15 protein-coding genes and 1 pseudogene are annotated in these 18282 nt (G+C 63.5%); 13 read left to right on the forward strand and 3 right to left on the reverse strand.

What is annotated here, in order from left to right; all coding sequences use genetic code 11:
* The first annotated feature begins 17 nt into the window (after positions 1-17).
* The 9 genes from OKW45_RS06465 (at position 18) to OKW45_RS06505 (ending at position 11164) form a co-directional block, all read left to right on the forward strand.
* Positions 18-989: a dipeptidase gene (locus OKW45_RS06465; RefSeq protein WP_429466656.1), complete on the forward strand. Its 972-nt coding sequence runs from the start codon at positions 18-20 to the stop codon at positions 987-989.
* Positions 990-1034: 45 nt separating this feature from the next.
* Complete coding sequence (locus OKW45_RS06470) at positions 1035-1574, forward strand: DUF5943 domain-containing protein (RefSeq protein WP_429466658.1); 540 nt, start codon at positions 1035-1037, stop codon at positions 1572-1574.
* A 25-nt stretch (positions 1575-1599) separates the two neighbouring features.
* Positions 1600-3663 carry an oxidoreductase gene (locus OKW45_RS06475; protein WP_429466660.1) on the forward strand — a complete coding sequence of 688 codons (2064 nt, stop codon included), beginning with the start codon at positions 1600-1602 and terminating at the stop codon, positions 3661-3663.
* A gap of 2 nt (positions 3664-3665) precedes the next feature.
* Positions 3666-5582, forward strand: a complete 1917-nt coding sequence (locus tag OKW45_RS06480; protein ID WP_429466661.1) for a (Fe-S)-binding protein — start codon at positions 3666-3668, stop codon at positions 5580-5582.
* Positions 5583-5589: 7 nt separating this feature from the next.
* A complete protein-coding gene (locus OKW45_RS06485; protein ID WP_429469281.1) occupies positions 5590-6777 on the forward strand; it encodes an electron transfer flavoprotein subunit alpha/FixB family protein in 1188 nt (395 codons plus the stop codon).
* A complete protein-coding gene (locus OKW45_RS06490; RefSeq protein ID WP_429466663.1) occupies positions 6774-7538 on the forward strand; it encodes an electron transfer flavoprotein subunit beta/FixA family protein in 765 nt (254 codons plus the stop codon). The genes OKW45_RS06485 and OKW45_RS06490 overlap by 4 nt, the downstream gene beginning before the upstream one ends.
* A gap of 73 nt (positions 7539-7611) precedes the next feature.
* The gene (locus OKW45_RS06495; protein WP_429466665.1) at positions 7612-8898 is read left to right on the forward strand and encodes an aromatic ring-hydroxylating oxygenase subunit alpha; all 1287 of its coding nucleotides are present in this window, start codon (positions 7612-7614) and stop codon (positions 8896-8898) included.
* Positions 8899-8932: 34 nt separating this feature from the next.
* On the forward strand, positions 8933-10123 hold the full coding sequence (locus OKW45_RS06500) for an FAD-binding oxidoreductase (RefSeq protein WP_429466667.1): 1191 nt from the start codon (positions 8933-8935) through the stop codon (positions 10121-10123).
* A 183-nt stretch (positions 10124-10306) separates the two neighbouring features.
* Entirely contained in the window at positions 10307-11164 is an 858-nt protein-coding gene (locus OKW45_RS06505; protein ID WP_026226642.1) for a glycine betaine ABC transporter substrate-binding protein, read from the forward strand.
* A 58-nt stretch (positions 11165-11222) separates the two neighbouring features.
* Here the strand turns inward: OKW45_RS06505 and purU are convergent, their stop codons facing one another.
* The gene (gene purU / locus OKW45_RS06510) at positions 11223-12098 is read right to left on the reverse strand and encodes a formyltetrahydrofolate deformylase (protein WP_429466669.1); all 876 of its coding nucleotides are present in this window, start codon (positions 12096-12098) and stop codon (positions 11223-11225) included.
* A 136-nt stretch (positions 12099-12234) separates the two neighbouring features.
* Complete coding sequence (locus tag OKW45_RS06515) at positions 12235-13149, reverse strand: LysR family transcriptional regulator (RefSeq protein ID WP_429466671.1); 915 nt, start codon at positions 13147-13149, stop codon at positions 12235-12237.
* Between the two features lie 109 nt (positions 13150-13258).
* Here OKW45_RS06515 and OKW45_RS06520 point away from each other — a divergent pair, with 109 nt between their 5' ends.
* Complete coding sequence (locus OKW45_RS06520; RefSeq protein ID WP_429466673.1) at positions 13259-13900, forward strand: glutathione S-transferase family protein; 642 nt, start codon at positions 13259-13261, stop codon at positions 13898-13900.
* Between the two features lie 43 nt (positions 13901-13943).
* Positions 13944-14900: pseudogene (locus OKW45_RS06525) on the forward strand (pyridoxamine 5'-phosphate oxidase family protein); the annotation flags it as partial.
* Positions 14901-14970: 70 nt separating this feature from the next.
* On the opposite strand, the gene OKW45_RS06530 reads toward OKW45_RS06525, so the two are convergent.
* Complete coding sequence (locus OKW45_RS06530) at positions 14971-15375, reverse strand: helix-turn-helix domain-containing protein (RefSeq protein ID WP_090809994.1); 405 nt, start codon at positions 15373-15375, stop codon at positions 14971-14973.
* Positions 15376-16066: 691 nt separating this feature from the next.
* Between OKW45_RS06530 and OKW45_RS06535 the strand changes: the two genes are divergently transcribed.
* Both OKW45_RS06535 and OKW45_RS06540 read left to right on the forward strand, forming a co-directional pair.
* Positions 16067-16489 (forward strand): hypothetical protein, encoded by a 423-nt coding sequence (locus tag OKW45_RS06535; protein ID WP_429466675.1) that lies wholly within the window; start codon positions 16067-16069, stop codon positions 16487-16489.
* A 737-nt stretch (positions 16490-17226) separates the two neighbouring features.
* Positions 17227-17955, forward strand: a complete 729-nt coding sequence (locus OKW45_RS06540) for a hypothetical protein (RefSeq protein ID WP_429466677.1) — start codon at positions 17227-17229, stop codon at positions 17953-17955.
* The last annotated feature ends 327 nt before the right edge of the window (positions 17956-18282 follow it).

Raw genomic sequence — 18282 nt, forward strand, 5'->3', positions numbered from 1 at the left:
TACGCGTGGAGCAAACGATGAGTCAACTGCACGAGAACAGCATCATCATCGACGGGCTGAACATTTCGAAGTTCGAGCGCTCGGTGTTCGAAGACATGCGCAAGGGCGGCGTGACCGCGGTGAACTGCACGGTGTCGGTCTGGGAGAGTTTTCAGAAGACCGTCGACAACATCGCCGAAATGAAGCAGCAAATCCGCCAATACAGCGAGATCCTCACGCTGGTGCGCACCAGCGACGACATCTTCCGCGCCAAGAAAGAGAACAAGACCGGCATCATCTTCGGCTTCCAGAACGCGCATGCGTTCGAGGACAACCTCGGCTATATCGAAGCGTTCAAGGATCTCGGCGTCAACGTGGTGCAGCTTTGCTACAACACGCAGAACCTGGTCGGCACCGGCTGCTACGAGCGCGACGGCGGTCTGTCCGGCTACGGGCGCGAAGTGATTCAGGAGATGAATCGCGTCGGCATCATGGTCGATCTGTCGCATGTGGGCGGCAAGACGTCGTCGGAGGCGATCGCGGCGTCGAACAAACCGGTCTGCTATTCGCATTGCTGCCCGTCCGGGCTCAAGGAGCATCCGCGCAACAAGACCGACGAGCAGCTGAAGGAGATCGCGGACGCGGGCGGCTTCGTCGGCGTGACGATGTTCGCGCCGTTCCTGAAGCGCGGACCGGATGCGACCGTCGAGGACTATATCGAGGCGATCGAGTACGTGGTGAACCTGATCGGCGAGGACCAGGTGGGGATCGGCACGGATTTCACGCAGGGCTACAGCACCGAGTTTTTCGACTGGATCACGCACGACAAGGGCCGTTATCGCCAGTTGACGAACTTCGGCAAGGTCGTGAATCCCGAAGGCATTCGCACGATCGGCGAGTTTCCGAACCTGACCGCCGCGATGGAACGCGCCGGCTGGAGCGAGACGCGCATCCGCAAGATCATGGGCGAAAACTGGGTAAGGGTGTTCGGCGAAGTCTGGAAGGCGTGAGCTTTAGCCCTTGTTTTCATAGCGGATACGAAACGGAGTCTCCACATGCAACCCCAACTGCCTATCGACGTCGATCCCGACACCGGCGTCTGGACCACCGACGCGCTGCCGATGCTGTATGTGCCGCGCCACTTCTTCACCAACAACCACGTCGCCGTCGAGGAAGCGCTCGGCCGCGACACGTACGCCGGGATTCTCTACAAGGCCGGTTACAAGTCCGCCTATTTCTGGTGCGAGAAGGAAGCGAAGCAACATGGTCTTGCCGGCATGGCGGTATTCGAGCATTACCTGAACCGTCTGTCGCAGCGCGGCTGGGGCATCTTCAGGATCATCGAAGCCGATCCGGCCAGCTCGCATGCGCGGATTGAGTTGCGGCACTCGTCGTTCGTGCTCGCGCAGCCGGGCAAAACCGGCAAGCTCTGCTACATGTTCGCCGGCTGGTTCGCAGGCGCGATGGACTGGGTCAACGATACCGCGCCCGACGGCGCGCGCAAGGGCCCGCCGTCGCAGTCGAAAGAAGCGCGCTGCGCGGCGGAGGGACACGAGCACTGCGTGTTCGAAGTCTCGCCGCTCGCGTCAATCTAATCCGGGCATTCCGAGGTCGATCGCGATGCGTTACCCGAACCTTTTCAAGCCGCTCACGTTGAACAAGCTGACGCTGCGCAATCGCATCGTCAGTACCGCGCACGCGGAGGTCTATGCGGAGCCGGGTGGTCTGCCCGGCGACCGTTATATCCGGTACTACGAGGAAAAGGCCAAGGGCGGAGTCGGACTCGCCGTGTGCGGCGGTTCGAGCCCGGTGTCGATCGACAGCCCGCAAGGCTGGTGGAAGTCGGTGAATCTCGCCACCGACCGGATCGTCGATCCGCTCGCGCGGCTCGCCGAAGCAATGCACGCGCATGGCGCGAAAATCATGATTCAGGCCACCCACATGGGACGCCGCTCGGCGTTTCACGGCGAGCACTGGCCGCATCTGATGTCGCCGTCGGGAGTGCGCGAGCCGGTGCATCGCGGCAACGCGAAGATCATCGAGGTCGAAGAGATCCGCCGCATCATCGGCGACTTCGCGGCGGCCGCGAAGCGCGTGAAGGATGCGGGCATGGACGGCATCGAGATCTCGGCGGCGCACCAGCATCTGATCGATCAGTTCTGGAGCCCGCGCACCAACTTTCGTACCGACGAATGGGGCGGCTCGCTCGAAAACCGCCTGCGTTTCGGCGTCGAAGTGTTGCGGGCGGTGCGCGCGGCGGCGGGCGCCGACTTCTGCGTCGGCCTGCGCATGTGTGGCGACGAATTCCACGAAGATGGACTCGATCACGAGCAGCTGAAAGAGATTGCCCAGGCGATGAGCGAGACCGGCCTGATCGACTATCTCGGCGTGATCGGTTCCGGCGCGGACACCCACAATACGCTCGCCAACTGCATGCCGCCGATGGCGCTGCCGCCCGAGCCGTTCGTGCATCTCGCGGCCGGCATCAAGCAGGTCGTCAAGGTGCCGGTGATGCACGCGCAAAGCATTCGCGACGCGGGCCAGGCCGAGCGCTTGCTCGCGAGCGGCATGGTCGATCTGGTCGGCATGACGCGCGCACAGATCGCCGATCCGCATATGGTCATCAAGATCCGCGATGGCCGCGAGGACGAAATCAGGCAGTGCGTCGGCGCGAACTACTGCATCGACCGTCAGTACAACGGGCTCGACGTGCTGTGCGTGCAGAACGCGGCGACCTCGCGCGAAGCGACGATGCCGCACGTGATCGCGAAGACGCGCGGGCCGAAGCGCAAGGTTGTGGTGGTCGGCGCGGGGCCGGCGGGGCTCGAAGCGGCGCGGGTCGCGAAGTCGCGCGGTCACGACGTGGTGCTGTTCGAAAAGAACGATCACGTGGGCGGCCAGATCATGCTGGCGGCGAAAGCGCCGCAGCGCGAGCAGATGGCGGGCATCGTGCGCTGGTTCGACATGGAGACGAAGCGCCTCGGCGTGGACCGCCGCCTCGGTGTCGCCGCCGACGAGCGGACCATCATGGCCGAGAAGCCCGACATCGTCGTGCTCGCCACCGGCGGTTCGGCGTTCACGTCGCAGGTCGCGGCGTGGGGCGTCGACGCGGGGCTCGCGGTCAGTTCGTGGGACGTGCTGGCCGGCAAGGTCGAGCCGGGCAGGAACGTGCTCGTGTACGACGGCGTCAGCACGCATGCGGGGGCGGGCGTCGCCGATTTCATCGCGAGCCGCGGCGCGAACGTGGAGATCGTCACGCCCGACGTGAAGGTCGCCGACGACGTCGGCGGCACCACGTTCCCGATCTTCTATCGCCGTCTGTACGCGCAAGGCGTGATCCATACGCCCAATTACTGGCTCGACAGGGTGTACGAGGAGGACGGCAAGAAGATCGCCGTGATCCGCAACGAGTACACCGAGGAGCAGGAGGAGCGCGCGGTCGATCAGGTGGTGATCGAAAACGGCAGTACGCCGAACGACCGGCTTTACTGGAAACTGAAGCCTGAATCGGTCAATCGCGGCCAGGTCGACGTGCACAAACTGTTCGCGTCCGAACCGCAACCGGGTCTCGACGAGCAGCTCGGCGACGGCCGCTTCCTGCTGTTCCGGGTCGGCGACTGCATCTCCATGCACAACATTCACGGCGCGATCTACGACGCGCTGCGCCTTTGCAAGGATTTCTGACGATGAGCCCCGTGTTTGTCATCACCGTCCTGCTGTGGGTGTCGGTGGCCGGTCTCGCGTTCGCGCTGGCGCGCCGCGCCGCCTACTGGCGCGAAGGCCGCGCGACCGCCGCGGGCGCGTATGGCTGGGCCAATCTGCTCGCGATCCCGAAGCGTTACTTCGTCGACCTGCATCACGTGGTCGCACGCGATCCGTATATCGCCCGCACGCACGTTGCCACGGCGGGCGGAGCGATCCTCGCGATGGCGCTCGTGTTCGTCAACTACGGCCTCGCGATCTACTCGCCGTGGCTCGACAAGCTGATCTTTCTCGCCGCGCTGGCGATGCTGATCGGCACGGTGTTCGTCTGGCGCCGCCGGCATGGCGCGAAGACGGTGCCGGCGCGGCTGTCGCGCGGCCCGTGGGATCAGTTGCCGCTGCTGCTCGGCGCGTTCGCGCTCGGTCTCGTGCTGTTCATCGCGCTGCCCGCGACGGCGATGTCCGGCGCGCTCGCGGTGATCGTCGCGCTGCTGATCGCGGCGGGCGCGTTCACGATGACGTTCGGCGCGGCGCGTGGCGGTCCGATGAAACATGCGGTGGCCGGTCTGCTGCACCTCGCGTTTCATCCGCGTCAGGAGCGCTTTGCTGGTTTTGCCGCCGCTCGCGATGCCGTGCCGCCCGCCGCACTGAAAACACCGCTGCTCGACGCGAAAGAATACGGCGTCGGCAAACCGGTCGAATTCCGCTGGAACCAGTTGCTCAGCTTCGACGCCTGCGTGCAATGCGGCAAATGCGAAGCGGCGTGCCCCGCGTTCGCGGCCGGTCAGCCGCTCAATCCGAAGAAGCTGATTCAGGATCTGGTAACCGGCATGGTCGGCGGCACCGACGCACAGTACGCAGGCAGCCCGACGCCCGGCATTCCTGTCGGCAAGCACGCGGGCGCGCCCGGCAAGCCGCTGATCTCGACGTTGATCGAAGCGGACACGCTGTGGTCCTGCACGACCTGCCGCGCCTGCGTGCAGGAGTGTCCGATGCTGATCGAGCACGTGGACGCGATCGTGGACATGCGCCGCAATCAGACGCTCGTCGAAGGCAGCGTGCCGGGCAAGGGGCCGGCGACGCTTGCGAATCTGCGCGAAACCGGCAGCCTCAACGGCTACGACATCGGCGCGCGCTACGACTGGGCCGTCGATCTGCAGGTGCAGGTCGCGCAGCCGGGCCGTCACGTGGACGTGCTGCTGATCGCCGGCGAAGGCGCGTTCGACATGCGCTATCAGCGCACGCTGCGCGCGCTCGTCAAGGTGCTGAACCGCGCAGGCGTCGATTACGCGGTGCTCGGCGGTGTCGAGACCGATACCGGCGACACCGCGCGGCGGCTCGGCGACGAAGCGACGTTCCAGCAACTGGCCCGTACGCTGATCGGGACGCTCGCGCAGTACTCGTTCGCGCGCATCGTTACCGCCGATCCGCACGTGCTGCATAGCCTGCGCAACGAATATCGCGCGCTCGGCGGGTTCTATCAGGTGCAGCATCACACGGCGCTGATCGACGAACTTATCGCGAGCGGCAAGCTGTCGCCGCGCGCGGCCGCCGCCGTCGCGGAGCGCAACATCACGTATCACGACCCGTGCTATCTGGGCCGCTACAACGGCGAGACGGAAGCGCCGCGCCGGGTGCTGAAGAGCATCGGCATCAAGGTGGTCGAGATGGAGCGTCACGGCCTGCGCGGACGCTGCTGCGGTGGCGGCGGCGGCGCACCGCTGACCGATATTCCCGGCAAACGGCGGATTCCCGACATCCGTATCGACGACGCGCGCGCGAGCGGCGCGGAGATCGTCGCGGTCGGCTGCCCGAATTGCACCGCGATGCTCGAAGGGGTGGTGGGGCCGCGACCGGAAGTGCTGGACGTGGCCGAACTGGTCGCCGCGGCGCTGGAGTAACGCGATGATGAATACGCTCAAACGAATCGATCCGCGCCGGCCGTTCACGGTGACGGCACAGGGACTCAGGCGCATCACGCTCGGCGTCGTTGGCATCGCGGACGCCGGCGGCAGTGCGTCGCTGGCTGATGCGCGTCACGCCGCGCATGGCGAACAGCCGAAGCCGCGCCGCACGACGGCCACGCCGCACCATGCGCTGCTGGTCGCGGCGCACACGGACCGCGGCGCGCTCGATGAGCACGCGCGCCAGACGCTCGCGGCCGCCGCGCTGATCGCGGACACGCACAGCGAAGTCGTGCTGCTGGTGTTCGGCGAATTCACCGGCGATGCCGCCGCGCTCGGCGCCGACAAGCTGATCGAATTGCCGATGTTCGATCGCCGCACCTACGCGCCGGACGATGAACTGAATGCGCTGGCGGCCTGCGTCGCGGCCTATGCGCCAGCCCATGTCTTGCTGCCCGACAACGCGACCGGCGACGGCGACCTCGGCCGCCGCTATGCGGCGGCGGCCGATGCAAGCGTCGCGACGCACGTCGTCGAGATCGATGCCGGGCACGTGTGCACCTATATTCGCGCGAATTCGGCGCTCGCCAGCCGCGCGCTGCCCGGGGTCGTGCTGCTCGAGCCGAATGCGGTCGATCCGAAGCTGCCGTTCGTCGGCGCGGGCGAGCGGGTCGCGTGGCGCTTCGAGCGCGAAGCGAACAGCACAGTCGCGCAAGGAGCGATACACGATCTCGGCATCGACGAAATCGACGCCGCGCAGGTCGCGCTGGAGGAGGCGGATTTCATCGTGTCGGCGGGCAACGGCGTCAGCGACGTGCCCGCGTTCGAGCGACTCGCGGCGACCCTCGGCGCGGCGATCGGTGCCAGCCGGGTTGCCGTCGACGACGGCAAGTTCACGCGCGACAAGCAGATCGGCGCGACCGGCAAGACCGTCGAGGCGAGCGTGTATATCGCGTTCGGCATCTCGGGGGCGGTGCAGCATCTGCAAGGCATCAAGGATTGCCGCCATGTGATCGCGGTGAATCTCGACGCGAGCGCGCCGATCGCGAAGCGCGCGAATCTGACCGTGATCGCCGACGCGCAGGAAACCATCGCGGCGCTCAACGAGGCGGCGGCCGCGGCGCGCGGTGCCCGCGCCACCTCCGCCGCGCTGCTGCGGCCGGGCAAGCTTGCCGAAGGAGTGCTCGCATGAAGATCGCCGTGCTGGTTTCAGTCGGACGTCACCCGGTCAGCGGCGTCGCGCGCTACAGCCGCAACGATGCGGCGGCGTTGACGCTGGCGCTGTCGCTCGTCAGAACGCATGGCGCGACGCTCGACGTGCTGAACGCGGGCGATCCGTCGAACGCCGCGTTGAAAGAGTATCTGGCGCTCGGCGCGCGTTCGGTCGAAGTGCTCGAGATGCCGCCCGACGCCGATCCTGCGCCGCGACTCGCCGCGCGTTTGCGTGGCTACGAGCTGGTGCTGACCGGCACGCGCGCCGAAGGCGGTTTCGATAGCGGCATGCTGCCATATCGCGTCGCGCATGCGCTGGCGGTGCCGCTCGTCGGCGCCGCCGTCGATCTGGCGCTGCGCGACGGTCGAGCGCAGGTCCGGCAGTTCATGCCGAAGGGCCTGCGACGGCGCGTCGAAGTGCGGCTGCCGGCATTGGTTGCCGTGCATCCGCTCGCGAACGTCGCGACGTCGTACGCGTATGCACGGATGCGCGGAGGCACGATCGAGCGCGCCGACGCGCGGCACGGCACCACTCCCGAACAGTCCGTATGGACGATCGGCCCCGCCACAGCGAAACCGGTGCGCCTCGCCGCCGCCGAAAAGCGCTCAGGCCACGCGCGCATGCTGTCGGCGACGACGACCGAGAGCCGCGGCGGCAGCGTCGTAATTGAAGGGAGTTCCGTCGAAAAAGCACAAGTGATACTCGCGTATTTGCGCGAGCATCAACTGGTCGATTACTGAATTCCGGCTCGGGCCAGCATGCGACCAGGAGGGCCTGGCGCGGCGCCAGACGTGACACGCAACGGAGCACACAATGAAAGTTTCCGCAGACGTTCGCGCAATGATCGAACGCCGCAAGCAGAATTACACGCTGGAAGCGCCGTTCTATACGAGCGAGGATATTTTCGCGATCGACATCGACGCGATTTTCCGTCAGCACTGGATTCAGGTCGCGGTCGAGCCCGACGTGCCCGAGCCGGGCGACTATGTGACGGTCGAGATCGGCGACGATTCGATCCTGATCGTGCGCGACGACGACATGCGGGTGCGTGCGTTTCATAACGTATGCCGCCATCGCGGCGCGCGTCTGTGCAATACCGGCAAGGGCTCGCTCGGCAATATCGTCTGTCCGTATCACAGCTGGACGTATAGCCTCAATGGCGACCTGATGTTCGCCGAGCACATGGGCGAGCAGTTCGAGCGCTGCAAACATAGTCTGAAAGCGGTGCATGTCGAAAATCTCGCCGGACTGATTTTCATCTGCCTCGCCGAGCAGCCGCCCGCCGATTTCGCCGTGATGCGCGCCGCGATGGAACCGTATCTGTTGCCGCACAATCTGGCCGGCTGCAAGATCGCCGCGTCGATCGACATCATCGAGGAGGGCAACTGGAAGCTGACGATGGAAAACAATCGCGAGTGCTATCACTGCGTGGCGAACCATCCGGAGCTGACCATCTCGCTGTACGAATACGGTTTCGGTTATCAGCGCACGCCGGCGAACGAGGAGGGCATGGCCGCGTTCGAGACGACGGTCGCGCGCCGCACCGCGCAGTGGGAGGCGATGCAGTTGCCCTCGGCGGAAATCGAGCGGCTCGCCGACCTGGTCACCGGGTTTCGTACGCAACGTCTGCCGCTCGATCGCGACGGCGAATCGCAGACGCTCGACGCGAAGGTCGCCTCGAAGAAACTGCTCGGCGGTTTCAAGCATGCGGATCTCGGCGGCCTGTCGTTCTGGACCCAGCCGAACTCGTGGCATCACTTCATGAGCGACCACATCGTCAGTTTCTCGGCGATTCCGCTGTCGGCCGGCAAGACGCTGGTGCGCACCAAATGGCTCGTGCACAAGGACGCGCGCGAAGGCATCGATTACGACGTCGACAATCTGACCGCCGTATGGCGCGCGACCAACGACCAGGATCGCGCGCTCGTCGAATATTCGCAGCGCGGCGCGACGAGCAGCGCGTATGAGCCGGGGCCTTATTCGCCGTTCACCGAAGGACTCGTCGAAAAGTTCTGCGAGTGGTATATCGGCCGTCTCGCGGATTACGACGCGAACCCACGGGCGGTGCACGACGAGAAAGTCGTGTCGTCCGTGCGCTGAGCGCAAGACCGCAATGAGGAGCGGGGGGACAACCATGATGCGCGATCAGGCCATGTTTCAACCGGACATCGAGCAGACTTCACAGAATCCAGCCGACGCGCCGAGCCGGGTCACGCAGCCGCGCTTCTGGGACGCGTTGCCGGCGCGCTGGAGCAGCGACGCCGACGACACGCTGGAGTGCTGCCAGGTCCGCAGCGAAACGCACGACGTGAAGAGTTTCTTCTTCCGCGCGCCATTCGGTCGGGCGTTCGTGTTCGAGCCGGGGCAATTCATCACGCTGGAGTTGGAGATTGACGGCGAGCGCGTCAATCGCTGCTATACGATTTCGTCTGCGCCCACACGGCCGCATACGATTTCGATCACCGTCAAGCGCGTGCCGGGCGGCCCGGTGTCCAACTGGCTGCACGACCATCTGCACGCGGGTATGCAGGTACGCGTGCTGGGCCCAGCCGGCGAATTCACCTGCGCGCGGCATCCGGCGCGCAAGTTCCTGTTTTTGTCGGCGGGCTCGGGCATCACGCCGCTGATGTCGATGAGCCGCGCGCATCATGAACTCGGCGAGGACAGCGATATCGTCTTCGTGCACAGCGCGCGTACGCCGGACGACATCATCTTCGCGCGCGAGCTCGATCTGATCGCCGCCAATCAGGCGCATTTCCGCACCGCGTTCGTCTGCGAACGCGTGGGCACGCGCACCAATTGGCCCGGCATCACCGGCTTTCTGACGCTGCCGCTGCTGAAACTGATTGCGCCGGATTTTCTCGAGCGCGAGATTTTCACGTGCGGCCCCGCGCCGTATATGCAGGCGGTGCGCAATCTGCTCGATGAAGGCGGCTTCGATCGCCAGCACTATCACGAGGAAAGCTTCTCGTTCGAGACCGTCAGCGAAGTGGCTGCGCAATCGGCCGAAGCGCATGTCGCGGACACACTGAGCGATGCGTCCGCGCCGGCCGAAACCGCCACGCGTTTCAAGGTGAGCTTTACGCGCAGTCATCGCGAGATCGAGTGCGGCGGCGGCCAGCATGTGCTCGATGCGGCGAAGCAGGCGGGCGTGCGGCTGCCGGCGTCGTGCACACAAGGCATGTGCGGCACCTGCAAGGTGAAGCTCGTGTCGGGCGAAGTGGCGATGAAGCATGCGGGCGGTATCCGTCAGCGCGAGATCGATCAAGGCATGGTGCTGCTGTGCTGTAGCAAGCCGCTGACCGATCTCGTCGTCGACAAGTAATACGACTGATAACACCACAACGACACGGCAAATACTGGGCGGATTTGCGTGGAAGTCGCATGCGGACAACTGCATGTCGCAAAACAACGCTACCCGGCAATTCTGGTTGGCGATTCTAAATACGCAATGTGCGGTTCGATGGCAAACGCGTCAATGGGCAAATGGATCAACGGGAGAACGTCGATGAGACTGATCGGAAAGATAGTGGTGGCAAGCGCGTTGGGGGTGATGCTGGCGGCGGTCAGTGCGGGCGTGTCGGCCGATTCGAAACCGACCATCAAGATCGGTTACGTGGAGGGCTGGGACGATAGCGTGGCGACGTCGAACGTGGCCGCCGAGGTGATCGAAAAACGCCTCGGTTATCAGGTGCAACTGGTGCCGGTGGCGGCCGGCGTGATGTGGCAGGGCGTGGCGCGCGGCGATCTCGACGCGACGCTGTCCGCGTGGCTGCCGGTCACGCACGGCGCCTACTGGAACAACTTCAAGGACAAGGTGGTCGACCTCGGGCCGAACTTCAACGACGCGAAGATCGGTCTGATCGTGCCGGACAACGTGGACGTGAAGAGCGTCGGCGATCTGCAGGCGAAGAAGGCGGAGTTCGGCGCGCGCATCGTCGGCATCGACGCCGGCGCGGGTGTGATGCAGAAAACCAGCGAGGCGATCAAGGCCTATGGGCTCGACTATCAGCTGATGCCGAGTTCCGGAAGCGCGATGACCGCCGAACTGGCGCGCTCGGAGGCGGCCAGCAAGCCGATCATCGTGACCGGATGGAAGCCGCACTGGATGTTCGCCAAGTACAAGCTGAAATTCCTCGACGATCCGAAGAAGGTATTCGGTGAAGCCGAGCACGTGGATAGCGTGGTGAATCCCGAGCTCGAGAAAAAAGCGCCGACCGTGGTCGCGTTCCTGAAAAAGTTCCAATGGAAGCCGGGCGAGATCGACGCGGTGATGCTGGCCACGCAGAATGGCGAAAAGCCGGCTGCAGCGGCCGACGCGTGGGTCAGCGCGCATGCGGACCGGGTGGATAGCTGGGTGAAGTAACTCGGCCAGGCGTCGACGCAGCATCCGAAAACGCCGCTTTTCAGCGGCGTTTTTCTGTTTACCGCAGCACGACGGTGCGCTCGCCGTTGATGAACACACGCCGCTCGACGAACGCCTTGACCGCGCGCGCGAGCGTAATGCATTCGACGTCGCGTCCGGTCGTCAGTAGCCGTTCGGGGCTGTACGAGTGATCGACCGGTTCGACTCCCTGCTCGATGATCGGACCTTCGTCGAGATCGTCGGTGACGAAATGCGCAGTGGCGCCGATCACCTTGACGCCGCGCGCATGGGCCTGATGATACGGTCTTGCTCCCTTGAAACCGGGTAGGAACGAATGGTGGATATTGATCGCGCGCCCGGCGAGCGCGCGGCTCGTTTCGGCGGACAGGATCTGCATGTAGCGCGCGAGAATCAGCAGTTCCGCGCCGGACGTATCGAACAGATCGAGCAGGCCGGCTTCCTGTTGTGGCTTCGTGTCGGCTGTAATCGGCAGATGATGGAACGGCAGGCCGTGCTGTCGCGCGAGCGGTTCGAGATCGCGATGATTGGAGCCGATGCCGACGATGTCCATCTTCAGTTCGCCCATGCGCCAGCGAAACAGCAGGTCGGCGAGACAGTGTTCGAGCCTGGAAACCATGATCAGGACTTTCGGCCGGCTCGACAGATCGTGGATCGCCCACGTCATCCGGAAGTGTTCGGCGATCGGCGCGAATTCCTGCTTCAGCGTGGCGATCTGCAGCGCATCGTCGCTATCGACGTGGTGAAACACGCAGCGCACGAAAAAGCGCTCGCTCAGTTCGTCGTCGAATACGGTGAGTTCGTCGACATAGCAACGATGCCGTTCGAGAAAGCCAGCGACGGCGGCAACCTGGCCCGCCGCGCTCGGACACGCGACGGTGAGAACCCCTTGAGCAGGACGGGAAATGGCGGACATAAGCTCTCCACATTGACGATCAGGCGAGGCCGCGGGGTGCGGCGCGCATCGTCGCAGTAGAGCAAATCGGGCGATAACGCGGATAGAAGCTAACCGCCGTTGCGCTGGAATGGGAGCGCCAGAAGGATCTGCCGTGCTAATCCGCAGGTTCCGCCGCGAGCCTTCGCTTCAGCGTATCGATCAACGCGCGCACCTTCGCCGGCGGGTGACTCGTCGGCGGGAATACGGCCTGAATGCTCGCCGGTGCGCTCGCCCATTCGGGCAGCAGCCGGATCAGCCGTCCCGCCGCGACGTCGTCCGCGATCGAAAAATCCGTCAACAGACCGATGCCGCCGCCCGCGAGCGTCGCCGCGCGGCAGGCATCGGCCGTGTTGACGCGCAACGCGGACGCGCAGCGCACGCTCGCGATCTTGCCATCGACGTGCCGCAAATCGAGCGTCAACGGATGCGGCAGCACCGACAACGCGCAATAGGGCAGGGTCTCCAGCGCGGCCGGCGTGCCCGGCGCGCCCCACGTCCGCAGGAACTCCGGACTCGCGACGAGCCATTTGACGAAACTGCCGAGCTTCACCGCGCGATAGTTGGAATCCGCGAGGCGACCAAGCCGGATCGCTACATCGATGCCATCGGCGATCAGATCGACGTAGCGGTCGCTGCTCAGCAGCTCGACGTCGAGCTGCGCATGCGTGCGGCGCAATTCGACCAGCGCGGGCGTGACGACGAGCGTGCCGTAGTCGTTCGGCGCACTGACGCGCAGCGTGCCGCGCACCGGTGAGGTTTCCCCGCCGAGCGCGTTCAGCGCGTCCTCGGTGGCGCGCAGAATCTTCACGCTCGCCTCGTAGAACGTGCGGCCCGCCTCGGTGACGCCGAGCCGCCGGGTGGTGCGCACCAGCAGGCTCGCGCCGACCTCCGCCTCGAGCCTCTGCATGTGCGTGCTGACCATCGTCTTCGCGAGCCCGAGCCGCGTCGCGGCGGCGCTCAGCGAGCCGGCGTCGATGACCGCGACGAAGATCGCGAGGCGGTTCAGGTTCACGTTGCGCACATCGGCCATGATCGATTGTCCATTCTCGCTTGACTGTGTTTCCCGCATTATCGAGCTTCCGCGCGACAGTGCCTACGCCTTATGCTGGGCGTGTCATTCAACGTATCCGGAGCCATCCATGCCCGCTGCCAGACCCGCCGAGCCTATCAAGCTGTATACGACGCTGCTTTCAGGCCACGGTCATCGCGTGAAGCTGTTTCTGACGCTGCTCGATCTGCCGTTCGAGGTCATCGAGCTGAACATGAAGGCGGGCGACAACCGCAAGCCCGAATACCTCGCGCTGAACCTTTTCGGTCAGGTGCCGACGATTCAGGACGGCGAGTTCACGCTGTTCGACTCGAACGCGATTCTGGTCTATCTGGCGAAGCGCTATGGCGACGCATCGTGGCTGCCCGACGATCCGCGCGGCGCCGCGGCGGTGCAGCGCTGGCTGTCGCTCGCGGCTGGCCAGATCGCCTACGGGCCGTGCGCGGCGCGGCTCGTGACCGTGTTCGGCGCGCCGCTCGACCACGAACGTGCGAAGCAGATCGCCGTCAAGCTGTTCGACGTGATCGACGAGGAGCTTGCCGGTAAGCCGTTCGTGGCTGGCGCGCACGTCACGATCGCCGATATCGCCGCGCACACGTATATCGCTCACGCGCCCGAGGGCGGCGTGTCGTTGCAGCCGTATCCGAACATTCGCGCGTGGCTGCAGCGCGTGGAGGCACTGCCGCGTTTCATCGCGATGCCTTCGACGAAGGCGGGCTTGCTGGCGGCGTGATACGCGTCGACGGCCGCGTCAGATCTTGCAAAGGAGTCCGATCATGTCCGAGTTCGTCCCGTTGAATAGCTGGGGAGGCGACGCGTCGCCGTTTCATGCCGGCGAGCAGGATGCGCAGCAGCGCGCGGGTGTGCGTGAGGTGGCCGAGTCGATGGGACGTCGGGGCATTCGCCGATTCATGCCTGAGCAGCATCGCGAGTTCTTTGCCGCGCAGCCGTTCGTCGTGATTGGCGGCGTCGATGCGAGCGCTCAGCCGTGGGCGACGCTGCGTGCGGGTGCGCCGGGTTTCGTCTCATCACCGGATGCGCGGACATTGCGCATCGAAGGTGGCGCATTGGCTGGCGATCCGCTCGCCGCAGGTTGGCGGGAAGGCGCGCAGCTTGGTGCGCTGGGCATCGAGCCGCGTACGCGGCGGCGCAATCGGGCAAATGGCGTCGTCCGGTCCGTGGAAGGCGAGACGTTGCAGGTCGAAGTCATGCAGAGCTTCGGCAACTGCTCGAAGTATATCCAGAGCCGCGCGCCGTCTTTCATCGAGCGGGACGCGGCCGCGACGCGCGCGCAGCCCGAAATCGCCACGCTTCTGAGCAGTGCCGACCGCGAGTTGCTCGCGAGCGCGGACACGTTCTTTATCGCCAGCGCGAATCTGAGCGAGGAAGCGGGGCCGGGAAAGGGGATCGACGTTTCCCATCGCGGCGGTGCGCCGGGCTTCGTGCGCGTGGACGACGCAACTACGCTGACCACGCCCGACTACAGCGGCAACCGCTTTTTCAACACGATCGGCAACCTCGTGCACGATCCGCGCGCGGGTCTGCTGTTTATCGACTTCGCAACCGGCGATCTGCTTTATCTGGCGGTGCGAGCAGAGATCATCTGGGACGGCGACGAACTCGCGGCATTTGCAGGCGCGCAGCGGCTCGTGCGGTTTCATGTGAACGAAGTGCGGCGCAGTCGCGGCGCGTTGCCGTTCCGATGGTCGGAGGTCGAACTGGCGCCGCAGTTTCTGCCAAAGGTTCGAGAAAGCGCTTGAGCCGATGCGCACGCGCGTGCTTTAGCTGGGTACGCCCGCCGTTTTACTGCGCATTCCGGCCGAGCCGATAAGACACGCCGAGTCGGGTGGCCAGTTGCCATACATAGACTCGCGAGTACGAAATGCCGAACTGACGGCTTATCAGCTCGCGCATGCGCGCATTGCTCCAGCCATCGGCGTCGAAGCCATAGTCCCGCGGCGAGGCCCTCAGCGCCTGGGCCAACCAGTCCAGATCCGCCACCGCGAGTGCGGAATGGCGGCCGCCGACGCTCATGTTTCTCAGTGCCTCGAGCCCACCTTGCTCCAATAGCTTGCGATATCGCTCGACGGTGGTCTTTGCCATGCCCATTTGTCTCGCGACCTCGGCCGCAGCGACGCCGTCGAGCAGTTTCTTGCCCGCCGTGAGACGCCGTGCGACGGTCGGCAAATCGTCATTTGGTCGATGCATCGGAGAACTCCGCCGTTGGGTCGCTGACCGGACTTCAATCGGTTACCAGGGTAGACAGTGAGGAGGGCGCGTCACCTACAGATAATCTAAAAGTCGCCCGTTGTGTCCGAAAGAATAAAAAATCAATCGCGTCTTTCCTCTGATAGAAAATCACGCAAACCTCACGTAAGGCGGTTTCACGATGTTTTCTTTCCAAAATCTTAAATATCTGTCTTGCGATTGAATTTAACGTTTGCTAACCTGAATGAAGCGATTTTAAACACTCGGCTCGCTCTGGCAGCCCGGATAGCGCCAGGCCGCATACCGCTTGACGTCGGGCGCTTTTAAGTGCGGGCGGCAGGTCGAAAGACTGAGCCGTTTGTGTGCGCCGATTCCTGTTTTGCGAATCTAATTGGAATGCATTTTTCGATGCAGAGTGGCGATTCGCCGGAGAGCTGCGAAAAAACTGCTTGAAGCTTGAAAACCCTTCGCGGCGTTTTTCCGGCGGATTATAGCTAAACGGGGCATTCGCGCAGAGTGGCGTTGTGAAGCCCGAGTCCAGTAACCACCCGCTTAATTTTAGCTGCGTCGTTCAATACCGGAAATATTTTATGCCGCAGTTTCCGATGCGATACGCATAACCGCGATAAAGCTGACAGCGCTTTCATCGGTTGCCATTGGGCGCTTGCAAGCCGGCGGTAAGGAGAACGACATGAACATGGATAGGACCCGCGATATTGCCGCGATGCTACTGCGTGCCGCGAAACGCAAAAGACTCGTGACTTATCAGGAACTGCACGCGCTTTTCGGTCGCGACGAACCGTTGCAAAGCCGCTATCGCGCATTGGAGGACGCGGCGCGCTCACTGAGCGATTGCGCGTCGCTCGACTACGGCTGCCTGATGAGCCTCGACAACGGCCTGCCGGGCGATGACTTCTTTAATCGCTTCAGGCACGGCAGGCCGCGTGAGTACGAAAAGGTGATGGGCTTCGGATCGGCGGGACGCTCGATGACGAAGAAACGACTGATAGCGGATGCCGAGCGTCTGCGCGTTTTCGAACATGCATCTCGCATCGCGGCCAGTGGGAGGGTGGCGAACACGTTGCGCCCGTACGCCATGTCGAAATGCACGTAGCCCATTCACAGTCGCTCACCGGCGACACGCTGGCCGATTGAGAGAAATGCGAAACGTCTCTAAGCCACAAGGCAATAGCCGACGATAAAAAATCCCCGCGAACTGCGATAGCGGTATTGGCTTTCTCCACAAAGCTTATTCTCGTGGTGCGCAAGGCAGTATTTAGCAGTTGTCTAATTGCGGCGTGGGGCGTGCATGAATTAATCGGTACGCACGGCGCGTCTTAATTCGTGAGGGCTCTGATTAGGCCCGCCATAAAATTGGAATTGAATTGCCGCGCCAGTTTTGTTGAAACGGGCTGCACGCGGCGTCAGTTGTGGCAGGCGAACGAGTCGCGGTTCGGACGATTCGCGATCGTCACCGGGCATCGGTGTGCATCACCTGTGGCGTGGGGCCGACACGCGGCACGCGCATCGAGGGTGGCGCGTGCGATGCGTGCTCCCGAAGGATTCATAATTTGACATAAGATAAATTATCAACGAAAAATCTGTTAGTCCAAAGTTCAGATGTCGCGTTTCCGCTAAATTGAAATGTCGTGTTTTACCGTGACTGGCAAGCTGGCATTTTCCAAATCGGCCCAACGAGATCTACAAAAACTGTCAGATAAATCCGCTTTAGATTTAATGATTGAGCTCATCGCCTGAGGACTTTATGTACGCTGGCGCACATTGTGCGCGCCTCGTAGGGAATATTTTTCAATACGGTCGTAGAACAAAAAGCGAATGGAAATTTGGGCTATGGACACCCTCACAGACGTGCGCGGGCAGACAGAGACTAAGCGGATTCGAATCGACAAAAGCGTCGCGTTGAAGTCTTTTGATGACGTGATTCCGCAGGAGTCGATCGTCGAAATCAACGACTTCATCGACCACCTGTTTGCCACGACGGCACCGCGCTCGCAGTCCGGCGCAGAGATTGCGGAGATGCTGCGTCGCGGTCAGGCCTTTCGCGAACTCGAACAGTCGATCTGCGCGAATGCGCGCGCAATGGCCGCAAAGTTCGGTCGGACAAACTTACCGACTGAGCCGTTCCACGTACTGCGCTGTGCGAGCAAGACTTCGTTGGCCGAGAGCCACTGCCGCCACTACGACTCGCACCTGCTGACGCTGCTGATTCCGCTTCAGCTCGCACCCGACGGAGTTCACAACGGCGACCTCGTGATGTACCGCAAGCCGCGCCTGTCCGTAACGACGCTGACCAACGTGATCTGCAAGATGCGCCATGGCTTCCTGCAAAGCCTGCCGCTCAGCTGGCGCAGCTGGCATACCTTGCATGATCTGCGTGTCGGCAACTGCAAGCGCATTCCGGTCAAGCCGGGCAGCGTCTACGAATTCAACGGCTTCGCACTTCAGCATGCGAACCTCGACGTACAGAACGGACAGCGGCGCACACTCCTCATTCACTACTACGACCCAGGGCACTCGCTCGGTCTGAGCAGGGTGCTGCGGCGCGGACGGATCGGCTGAGGTCCGCCCCGCAAGCCTGAAATCGTCCACGTTGGCTTGCCGATTCCGCAATCGCACATCATAAGTCCTCCTGAATCGAACCAGAGGCCTTGCCTGCGATCGCAATGCACAAATGCACCACGGCCCGCGGCACGCCCGGCGCTACGCGCGCCAGCCATCGCACTGCCCTATCGCCCTGACAAAGCAAGCGGATTTCACTTTGCTTTTAATCCGGCATAGACTGAATTTTCCGTTAGACGCTTTCTCCGCACTTGCCGTGGCCCTTGGGCGCGGCGACGGATGTTTTTGTCGTGCTCCACGAGCCGATGGCAGCCTAACCGGTTCGTG

This window comes from Paraburkholderia lebeckiae, assembly GCF_050436225.1.
Taxonomy (GTDB): domain Bacteria; phylum Pseudomonadota; class Gammaproteobacteria; order Burkholderiales; family Burkholderiaceae; genus Paraburkholderia; species Paraburkholderia tuberum.

What these genes read in the sequence shown, in the direction of transcription:
- OKW45_RS06465 (WP_429466656.1), top strand. Translation starts at nt 18, where the DNA reads ATGAGTCAACTGCACGAGAACAGCATCATCATCGACGGGCTGAACATT.
- OKW45_RS06470 (WP_429466658.1), top strand. Translation starts at nt 1,035, where the DNA reads ATGCAACCCCAACTGCCTATCGACGTCGATCCCGACACCGGCGTCTGG.
- OKW45_RS06475 (WP_429466660.1), top strand. Translation starts at nt 1,600, where the DNA reads ATGCGTTACCCGAACCTTTTCAAGCCGCTCACGTTGAACAAGCTGACG.
- OKW45_RS06480 (WP_429466661.1), top strand. Translation starts at nt 3,666, where the DNA reads ATGAGCCCCGTGTTTGTCATCACCGTCCTGCTGTGGGTGTCGGTGGCC.
- OKW45_RS06485 (WP_429469281.1), top strand. Translation starts at nt 5,590, where the DNA reads ATGAATACGCTCAAACGAATCGATCCGCGCCGGCCGTTCACGGTGACG.
- OKW45_RS06490 (WP_429466663.1), top strand. Translation starts at nt 6,774, where the DNA reads ATGAAGATCGCCGTGCTGGTTTCAGTCGGACGTCACCCGGTCAGCGGC.
- OKW45_RS06495 (WP_429466665.1), top strand. Translation starts at nt 7,612, where the DNA reads ATGAAAGTTTCCGCAGACGTTCGCGCAATGATCGAACGCCGCAAGCAG.
- OKW45_RS06500 (WP_429466667.1), top strand. Translation starts at nt 8,933, where the DNA reads ATGATGCGCGATCAGGCCATGTTTCAACCGGACATCGAGCAGACTTCA.
- OKW45_RS06505 (WP_026226642.1), top strand. Translation starts at nt 10,307, where the DNA reads ATGAGACTGATCGGAAAGATAGTGGTGGCAAGCGCGTTGGGGGTGATG.
- purU (WP_429466669.1), bottom strand. Translation starts at nt 12,098, where the DNA reads ATGTCCGCCATTTCCCGTCCTGCTCAAGGGGTTCTCACCGTCGCGTGT.
- OKW45_RS06515 (WP_429466671.1), bottom strand. Translation starts at nt 13,149, where the DNA reads ATGGCCGATGTGCGCAACGTGAACCTGAACCGCCTCGCGATCTTCGTC.
- OKW45_RS06520 (WP_429466673.1), top strand. Translation starts at nt 13,259, where the DNA reads ATGCCCGCTGCCAGACCCGCCGAGCCTATCAAGCTGTATACGACGCTG.
- OKW45_RS06530 (WP_090809994.1), bottom strand. Translation starts at nt 15,375, where the DNA reads ATGCATCGACCAAATGACGATTTGCCGACCGTCGCACGGCGTCTCACG.
- OKW45_RS06535 (WP_429466675.1), top strand. Translation starts at nt 16,067, where the DNA reads ATGAACATGGATAGGACCCGCGATATTGCCGCGATGCTACTGCGTGCC.
- OKW45_RS06540 (WP_429466677.1), top strand. Translation starts at nt 17,227, where the DNA reads ATGGACACCCTCACAGACGTGCGCGGGCAGACAGAGACTAAGCGGATT.